Below are 9,185 nucleotides of genomic sequence, written 5' to 3'. Positions count from 1 at the left end.
GGTTGCAGCTTTCGCAGAAATTGTGCGTCAGCGGCGTGATGAAGCCGACGCGGCAGCCGGTCTCCTTGACCCGCACGTAGCGGGCCGGGCCGCCGGTGCGGTAATCGGTGTCTTCCAGCGTCCAGCGCGTCTCCAGCTCGGACCGCACCTGGGTGAGCGGGATGTACTGGTCGAGGCGCGAGACCTCGCCCAGGTCGCCCAGCGGCATCACCTCGATGAAGGTGAGGTCGAAGCCGCGCTCGCCGCACCACTCGACCATCCGGTGGAACTCGTCGTCGTTGACGCCCTTCAGCGCCACCGCGTTGATCTTGATGGCGAGACCGGCGTCCCGGGCGGCCTGGATGCCCTCGACCACCTTGCCGAACTTGCCCCAGCGGGTGATGGCCTGGAACTTGTGCGGGTCGAGGGTGTCGAGCGACACGTTGATGCGCTTCACGCCCGCATCCACCAGCCCCTCGGCGTACTTGAATAGCATCGAGCCGTTGGTGGTCAGCGTCAGCTCGTCCAGGTCGCCGGACTTCACGTGGCGGCCAAGCGCGGTGATCAGGTCCATGATGCCGCGGCGCACCAGCGGCTCGCCCCCGGTGAGGCGCAGCTTGCGGGTGCCGAGCTTCACGAAGGCCGAGGCGAGGCGGTCGATCTCCTCCAGCGTCAGCACCTCAGCCTTGGGGAGGAAGCTCATGTCCTCCGCCATGCAGTAGACGCAGCGGAGGTTGCAGCGGTCGGTCACTGAGACGCGCAGGTAGGTGACGGCGCGGCCGAAGGAATCGACGAGCGGAGCGGTGCTTTGCAGGGTTGATCGCATCCGGTGCACCATTGGAAAGCAACGTCCGCCGCAACCGGCGCTTCGCCCGGCATGGGCGAAGCGCCGAGGCGGGGGTCAGTGCGCGGCGTCCTTGGCGTTCTTCAGTAGGAACTCCATGACGATCTTCTGCTGATCGTCGTCCAGGCCGGCGCGCGGGAACATGCTCTGGGTGATGCCCTGCCACTGCTGCTTGGTGAACTGGGCCGGATCGCGGGGGCCATGGCACACCGTGCAGCGCTGGTAGAAGAGCTTCTCGCCCGGCTCCATGTTCGCGGTCGCCTTGTCGGCCAGCCCGTATGCGCGGTCGAAGCCGTAGAACTCCTCCTTCAGCGCCACGTCGCGCTGCAGGACCGGCGGCGGCTCGTAGGCTTGGTTCGGCGTCTCCGGGTCCGTGCACTTGCGTAGGAACGCCACGCAGGTGTTGGCCGTCGTTGCCTGGTTCAGGCCGCTGGACGGCCGCGAGCTGGTGATGAAGTTGACGAGCCCGCTGTTGCAGCGCCCCTTGGAGTCCACCTGGGGCCAGACACCTTCCTGGATGCTCACCACGCCCTTCATGATCTTGTCGCTGACGACGGCGCCGGCCAGAACGGTCCCGCGCTCGTTGGACAGTTCGACCACGTCGCCCGACACGATGCCCTTCTCCCTGGCGTCCTCGACCGAGATCAGCAGCGGCTCGCGGCCGGCGACCGCATAGCCCTTGCGCAGGATCTCCGCGTTGGCCATCTGCGAGTGCAGCCGCATGAAGGGGTGCGGGCTGACCACGTGCACCTGTCCCGGCTTGGCGTTGCCCAGGAACTCGCCGGGCTCCAGGTAGGTCGGCATTGGCGGGCAGTCCGGAAGCTTGAACGCGGCCACCGTCTCGCAGTACATCTCGACCTTGCCGGACTTGGTGTGCAGCGGGTTCTTGACCGGATCCTTCCGGAAGTCGCCGTGCCGGACCCAGGCGTGCGCCTCCTTCGGCACCGGGACCTCGGCGATGCCCTTCTCCCAGAATTCGTCGAAGGGGATGGGGGCCGCGCTCTTCTCGTAGGCCGCCTTGATGATCTCCAACACGGTGAGGCCCTCGGTGAACGCCTGCTCGACGCCGAAGCGCTCCGCCAGGCGCCGGAAGATCTCGAAGTCGTCGAGGCTCTCGCCCAGCGGCTCGATCACCTTCTTCATGGCGAGGATCTTGTCGTTGCTGTAGGTGCCGGCGGAGGAGACGTCGTCGCGCTCGACCGTCGTGGTGGCCGGCAGCACGATGTCCGCCCAGCGCGACGAGGCGCACCACCAGGGATCCTGGACGACGACCGTCTTCACCGTCTGCAAGGCGCGGATCAGCTCGTTGGTGTTCTGCTGATGCGACATGAAGTTGTTGCCGGCGTTGTAGACCAGGTCGATCTTGGCCGGGTAGGTGTAGGTGCTGCCGTTGTAGGTGAATTCCTTGCCGGGGTTGAGCAGCATCTCGCTGATGCGCGACGCCGGGCAGATCTTCTTGATCGGGTTGCGGCCCTGGCCCAGGCCGGCGGGCATCGACGCGCCGGACTGCGGCATGCCGCCGCAGCCGTAGTGCCAACTGAAGCCGACGCCCTGTCCCGGCAGCCCGATCTTGCCCGTCATGCAGGCGAAGTTGATGATGGCCCAGTGGGTCATCTCGCCATGGTGGGCGCGCTGCAGCGCCCAGGCGCCGGCGATCTCGGTCCGCTTGGCGGCCAAGAGTTCCGCCAGTGCGCGGATCTTCTCGGCCGGGATGCCGGTGATCTTCGCCGCCCATTCCGGCGTCTTGGCGACCCCGTCCGGTCCCTTGCCCTCCAGATGCTGGATGAACCGCTCCGCGCCCACCGTGTGGGTCTTCAGGAATTCCTTGTCGTGCTTTCCCGTCTTGTAGACGTGATGGCTCATCGCCAGGAACAGCGCGGTGTCGGTGTTCGGGATGATCTTCACCCACTCCGAACCCAGCGCCTCGTCCGTCGGCGTGACCTGCGGGTTGATGGAAATGAACTTGACGCCGGCCTTCTTGATCTCCATCCAGCGCGGGTACATCTGGTGGTCGCACACCGTGTACTCGATGCGATTGTTCTTGAACGGGTCGCAGCCGACGAACACGAAAACCTCGGTGTTGTCGCGGATCTGCTCCCACGCGGTCTGTGCCGAATAGACCTCCATGTCGCCGATGACGAAGGGCAGCAAGATCTGCGAGGCGCCGGCCGAGTAGTCGCCGGTCGTCACCGAGCAGCCGCCGATGATGTTGAAGAAGCGCCCCTGCAGCGCGTTCGGCCGGAAGATGCCGGCGTGCGACCAGCCGCCGTACGACGAGCTGAAGATCCCCTTGTTGCCGTACTGGTCGATGGTGTCGAGGATCGCCTTGGAGGTGAGACCCAGGGCGACGTCCCAGGACACGCGGACGAACGGCTCCTTGCCGCGCAACTCCGGCTTGGTGCCGGTGCCGCTCTCGACGCCTTCCAGGTACGACTTGCGCACCATGGGGTAGAGGACGCGCGTCTTGTCGTAGGTGCGCGCGATGATGCCCTCGGTGAGCATCGGCGTCGGCATGGCATCGTACTTTTCGGCCAGCGGGCGCACGGCGGTCAGCCGGCCGTGCTGGACGACGGCATGGAAGGCGCCGTAGTGGGTCGCGTGCGGCACGGTCGTCGGAACGCTGCCGGCGACGGCGGTCGCGGCGGACGAAACGCCGCCGGGCATCAGCGCGCCAGCGGCAACGCCGGACGACATCGAGAGGAAGAATCGCCGGGACAGGTTCATGATGGGCCTCGCGGTGGGGGTGGGCGCGCCGGGGCGCGCTCCAGCGGATCTGCGTGGGAGCCAAGCGCCTTGCCGAAGCCCCCTTTCCCAATCAGGATACTGCGGCGATGCGAACGAGATTCCGGGCGGGAATGTCCAGGACGAAAGAAATTGTAAGCGGTTGTAACAGGCGCCGGGTGTCCGCCCCGCTTGCGGCCGCGCTCGTCCTCGCGGTGTGCGGTGCGCCCAACGCCGCCGCGGAAACCTGGCGCCTGGAGGCGTGGGAGCAACTGCTCGACTACACCTCGCCCTCCCGGCCGCTGGACTACCGGCCGCTCGATACCGCAGCGCGCCCGTGGCGGTTGTGCGCGCTATACCCGCACCTCAAGGACTCGTACTGGCTCAGTGTGAACGCCGGCATGGTCGAGCAGGCGCGTCGGCTCGGCGTTGCGTTGACGGTGAAGGAGGCCGGCGGCTACGGCCATGCCGAGGGCCAGCGCGAGCAGCTGAAGGAGTGCGCCGACGGGCGGGCCGACGCGATCATCCTGGGCTCGGTCAGCGCCGACCGGCTGACACCGGCGGTCGTTGAGATCGGGCGCCGCATTCCGGTTCTGGCGACCGTGAACCAGGTGCGGCCGGAGGGCATCGTCGCGATGGCCGGCGTCGATTGGTACCGCATGGGGTACCTGACCGGCCGGGTCCTGGCCGAGCGTCACCCGAAGGGCTCGCTCAGGGTTCGGGTTGCCCTGTTCCCGGGACCGAAGGGTGACGGCGGTTCCGATGGCAAGATGCGGGGCTTCACCGACGCGCTCGGCGATGCCGCGGTGGAGATCGCGGCCGTGCGCCATGGCGACACGGGCAAGCTGGTGCAGCTGTCGCTGATCGAGGACGTGCTGGAGGCGGAGCCCTCGATCGACTACATCGTCGGCGCGGGCGTCGCCGCCGAAGCGGCGATGGGGGCGCTGCGGGCGCGCGGTCTTCAGGGGCGGATCCATGTCGTGGCCGACTATTTCACGCACGGGGTCTATCGGGGCATCAAGCGCGGGCACATCCTCGCGGCGCCGACCGATCAACCGCTCCTGCAGGGGCGCATCTCCATCGACCAGGCGGTGCGCGTGCTGGAGGGACGCCCCGTGCCGACGCATGTCGGACCCGACGTGATCCTGGTCACCCGGGACACTGTCGACGGCATCGACCTTGCCGCCTCCTTGTCGCCGGCCGACTTCAAGCCGACCTTCGGCGTACCGGCGCCGGGCGCCGCCCCAGGCGGGACGGCCAATGACCGCAGACCAAACTGACGCATTTGAAGGGTGAACCCGCCATGAAGCCACCGGGCCATCCCGTCCGCCTGCTGGTCGTCGAGGACGAGGCCGTCTCGCGCGAGAAGCTGGCCGGCTATCTGACGGCCGAAGGGTTCGATGTCCTCACCGCGGAGGACGGCACCGCCATGCGCAAGCTCATGCGCGACTACGCCGTCGACCTCGTGCTTCTCGACATCAACCTGCCGGGCGAGAGCGGGTTGACGCTGGCGCGCGAACTGCGCGCCAGGTCGGAGATCGGCATCATCCTGGTGACCGGGCGCGCCGACGAGGTCGACCGGATCGTCGGCCTGGAGATCGGCGCCGACGATTACGTCACCAAGCCCTACAACATGCGCGAACTGCTGGTGCGGGTGCGCAACCTCCTGCGCCGGACCGCGGGCGTGGCGCGCCCCGCCGCCGAAGCATCGGTGTTCCGCTTCGGGGGCTGGAGCTTCGCCCCGGAACGGCGGCGCCTGGAAGCGCCCAACGGGGACTTGGTCAAGCTGACGCGCGCCGAGTACGAGCTGCTGTCGGCGCTGGTCGGCCGGCCGGGCGTGGTGCTCAGCCGCGATTACCTGATGGACCAGATCAATCACCGGATCTGGGCGCCCAACGACCGGTCGATCGACGTCCTTGTCGGCCGCCTGCGGCGCAAGCTCGAACCCGATCCGCGCAGCCCGACGATCATCGTGACGGCCCACGGCGAGGGATACGTCTTCACCGCCGAGGTCACAACGGGGGGCTGAGCCGCCGGCGCTCGCCGTCGAGCAGCGCGCGTCCGGCGTCGAGCGCCGTGCGGAGGTCCGCGAGGTCGACTTCGGACGGCGGCGTGCCGGAGCGGCACAGGGTCTCGATGCGGCGGGCCTGGGCGCTGGCCGCCATCAGCCCGACCTGCGCGCACGCACTCTTGAGCGCGTGCGCCGCGTCGCCGACCGCCGCCCAATCCTCCGCCGCGGCGCCGTGCTCCAGCACGCCGGCCAGCCGGTCGCCTTCCCGTTCGAAGGTCGCGAGCAGGGCCGACACCGTGCCGTCGCCCAGGCGGGATCGATCGGCGGCGAGCACCTGGGCGTCGAAGGCGGGCGGATTCGCGGCGAACGCCGCGTCGGACAGGCGGAACGCCTTGTGCCCGGCCAGCACCGTGCGCATCGCCGCGAGCAGGTGGGCCGGATCGACCGGCTTGCCGACCAGCCCGTCCATCCCGGCCTCGGCGTAGCGGCCGACGTCGCGTTCGATGACGTGCGCCGTCAGCGCGACGATCGGCAGCCGCGCGACGCGGGGGTCCGGGTGCGCCCGGATCGCGCGGGTGGCTGCGAAGCCGTCCATGACCGGCATGCTGATGTCCATCAGCACGAGGTCGGGCAGCACGCGGTCGGGACGGCTCCGCTCGACCGCGGCCAGCGCCTCCCGGCCGTTCACCGCTTCGACGACGGTGTGCCCCATGCGCTCCAGGATGGTGCGGACCACCAGGCGGTTGACCTCGGTGTCCTCGACCAGCAGCACCGTCATCGCGGGCAGCGGTTCGTCTTCCCGGTCCAGCCGGTCCGGCGCCGGCGGCTCCCGCCCGACCGGCAGCGGCAGGGTGAAGTGGAACGTGCTGCCGCGCCCGGGCGCGCTGTCGACGCCGATCGTCCCGTTCATGCCATGGACGAGGCGTTCGCATATGGCGAGCCCGAGCCCCGTCCCGCCGTACCGGCGCGACGTGGAGTTCTCCGCCTGCGTGAAGGCGTCGAACAGGCCCGGGAGCTTGTCTTCGGCGATGCCGATGCCGCTGTCAGCGACCTCGAAGCGCAGCGTCCAGACCGGCTCGCCGTCGTTGCCCCAGCCCGGCGCCTCGCCGTCGACGGAGACGTAGATTTCTCCCTCGTCCGTGAACTTGATGGCGTTGCCGATAAGATTGGCCAGGATCTGCTGGATCCGCCCGGGGTCGCCGCGGTACCAGGGCGGCAGGTCCGGGTCGATCTCGAAGCCGAGCAGCAGGCCCTTGGCCTCGGCCTCCGGCGAGAACAGGTCTCCCAGCCGCTCGATTACCGCTTCGAGGGAGAAATCGACGGATTCGAATTCGAGCCGGCCGGCTTCGATCTTCGAGTAGTCCAGCACGTCGTTGAGGATGCGCAGCAGCACTTGGCCGGATTCGACGATGGTAGCGAGATAGCGGCGCTGCTCGGCGTTCAGCTCGGTGCCGCGCAGCAGCGTCGCGATGCCAAGCACGCCGTTCATCGGCGTGCGGATCTCGTGGCTCATGGTGGCCAGGAACACGGACTTGGCGCGGTTGGCCGCCTCCGCCCGTTCCGCTTCGTCCGCAAGGCGGGCGTTGGCGTCGCGGAGCATCGCCGTCCGCTCCGAGACCAGATGCTCCAGGTCGGTCTGGTAGTGGCGGAGTTCCTCGTTGACCAAAACCTGCTGGATCTCCAGCTGGCGGCGGCTGATGGCGGTCTGCCGGAACACCTCCAGCGACCGCGCCATGCTGGCCAGCTCGTCGCTGCCCTGGATGCCGATCGCGGCGTCGAGATCGCCCTCGGCAAGCCGGTCCATGGTGCGGTGCAGCCCGGTCATCCGCCGCAGCAAGTTGCCCTGCACGTAGAAGACGACGATGGCGATCGACACCAGCAGGGAGACGAACGCCAGAACCAGCAGCGTCGCGCGGGCGCCGGACATCGTCCGGGCCATGCTGGCGCTGGCGTCGGCGATGAGCGCGTTGGAGCGGGTGGTCACCTGCCCGACGAGGTCCGACAGCAAGTCGATGTCGACGCGGCTGTCCGACGCCAGCTGCTCCCTCGTCGCGGCGAGCGCAAGGATGTCGAGGCGCAGGCCGAAGATGTTGCCGGCCGTGCCGTCGTCGGCGTGCGGCTGCAGCACCGCCAGATGCGCCGCCGCGGCGGCCCGCCGCTCGGGATCGTCGGCGAAGCGGAGGCGGCGCTCGATGATAGTCCACGACTGCCGGTAGGCCGCCTGCAACTCCTCGATCTCCTGCCGACTGGTGAGGCGCGCCAGCCGCCCGACCTGCTGGCCGAGGATGCTGCTGAGCAGGCGCAGCTCCGTCATCCGTTGCAACTGGTCCAGGTGCTCCTCGACCAGCTGGTCGAGCACGTCCATCGCCTGGGCGGAGCCCTCCGGCCGCTCGACCAGACGGTAGAGCTGGGCGATGGCGGCGATGGTGCGGGTGTCGGCGTTCTCCACCAGCGTGCGCGACAGATTGACGATCTGGTCGGTGGCTCTCAGCACCTGCCCGGTGGCGTCGGCGAACCGCTGTTCGAGGTCGAGCTGCGTCAGCAGCAGCTCCTTCAGCTGATCGACGTTGGACGACAGCCGGTTCACGATGGGGCGCAGCTCGGCCGTGGTCGCCGGGGCCGCGCCCTGCGTCCGCAGGTCGTCGACGAGGGCCGCTAGGGTCCGGCTTCCCGTGCCCAGCAGCCGGGATCGCTCCTCGACCTCGCGCACGGTGGTCGCGCGCGCCAGGACGATTAGACCGGAGGCCACCTGGGCGCTGACCTCGGACACCTGATGCGCCGTCGCCATGGCGGGGACGGCGCTGCCGATCATCAGGGTTTCGGCATTCTTCACCGCGCCGAATCCCAGCCACGCGGTCAGCGCGGCAATGAACGCCAACGCCGCCACCGCCCCGAAGGCGAGTAGCAGCCGTCCGCGAATTCCGATGCCATGCAGCCGAACCATGCTGCGCTCCCGCCTGTCCTGGGGTGGCGTGCGACCCACCGATGTCGTGCCGCCATGACTGGGCCATGACGGCTGGGCACCCACGGTTTATGGCCATTGTTTTCACGCGTGGCAAAGGGAGTGGAGCGGAGGGCGCGAAACACGCTTGGCCGCTGAAGAGGCAGCGCTCTGGTACGGCGCTCTGATGTTCAGTTTTACGTTCGGCCCCTGGGGTTGAGCGGCGGGACGTCTGAAATGAATCATGAACCGCCATGCTTGTACGGCGGTTCAGCGCCGATAGTGTTGAAAAAGTCGGTGTTGCCGGCGGCCTGAAGTCCTGATTCAGTCGTCCTGAGCGGAGGAGGACGCAGCGATGATGGGCAAGCGGACGGTGACCCGAGCTTTCCGGCCCCGGTCTACGCCGATCTGGTACGCGGAGAGGGCAGCGGCTTCGTCCTGCTCTGGAGCTGCTGATCAATTCCGCGGCGCCAAGCCCCGGCGGGGCGCCGCCTGGACCAGACAGCCTTCATCCTTCACGCGGTTCGCCGCCCCCTCCGGCCAAGCCCCCGCGCCTTGGCCAAGCTGGAGCGGGCGGCGGCGTAGTTCGGGGCGGTCATCGGGTAGTTGTCCGGCAGGTTCCAGCGCGCCCGGTACTCCTCCGGCGTCATGCCGTAGACGGTCCGCAGGTGGCGCTTCAGCATCTTCAG

General features: G+C 68.6%; 6 protein-coding genes. 2 read left to right on the top strand and 4 right to left on the bottom strand.

The features are described 5' to 3' along the window. Positions 1-805: GTP 3',8-cyclase MoaA (gene moaA, locus TSO221_RS34285; protein WP_199229756.1), on the bottom strand; the 805-nt coding region annotated here is incomplete at its 3' end. A gap of 75 nt (positions 806-880) precedes the next feature. Further along, complete coding sequence (locus TSO221_RS34280) at positions 881-3,547, bottom strand: molybdopterin-dependent oxidoreductase (protein ID WP_109122929.1); 2,667 nt, start codon at positions 3,545-3,547, stop codon at positions 881-883. A 176-nt stretch (positions 3,548-3,723) separates the two neighbouring features. Here TSO221_RS34280 and torT point away from each other — a divergent pair, with 176 nt between their 5' ends. Both torT and torR read left to right on the top strand, forming a co-directional pair. Next, a complete protein-coding gene (gene torT / locus TSO221_RS34275) occupies positions 3,724-4,824 on the top strand; it encodes a TMAO reductase system periplasmic protein TorT (protein ID WP_199229755.1) in 1,101 nt (366 codons plus the stop codon). A 23-nt stretch (positions 4,825-4,847) separates the two neighbouring features. Beyond that, complete coding sequence (gene torR / locus TSO221_RS34270; protein WP_109122927.1) at positions 4,848-5,573, top strand: two-component system response regulator TorR; 726 nt, start codon at positions 4,848-4,850, stop codon at positions 5,571-5,573. Here the strand turns inward: torR and torS are convergent. Then, positions 5,557-8,499, bottom strand: a complete 2,943-nt coding sequence (gene torS, locus TSO221_RS34265; protein ID WP_109122926.1) for a TMAO reductase system sensor histidine kinase/response regulator TorS — start codon at positions 8,497-8,499, stop codon at positions 5,557-5,559. The two genes, torR and torS, sit on opposite strands and share 17 nt — an antisense overlap. Positions 8,500-9,011: 512 nt before the next feature. After that, positions 9,012-9,185, bottom strand: a 174-nt coding sequence (locus tag TSO221_RS34260; protein ID WP_199229754.1) for a MucR family transcriptional regulator, incomplete at its 5' end; no start/stop codon positions are given.

The organism is Azospirillum sp. TSO22-1 (assembly GCF_003116015.1).
GTDB lineage: Bacteria > Pseudomonadota > Alphaproteobacteria > Azospirillales > Azospirillaceae > Azospirillum.
Note: the sequence above shows the minus strand (reverse complement) of the source record. Positions and strands in the feature narration are given on the sequence as shown.

Coding starts and splice junctions, on each gene's coding strand:
- TSO221_RS34280 (WP_109122929.1), bottom strand. CDS start 3,547: ATGAACCTGTCCCGGCGATTCTTCCTCTCGATGTCGTCCGGCGTTGCC.
- torR (WP_109122927.1), top strand. CDS start 4,848: ATGAAGCCACCGGGCCATCCCGTCCGCCTGCTGGTCGTCGAGGACGAG.
- torS (WP_109122926.1), bottom strand. CDS start 8,499: ATGGTTCGGCTGCATGGCATCGGAATTCGCGGACGGCTGCTACTCGCC.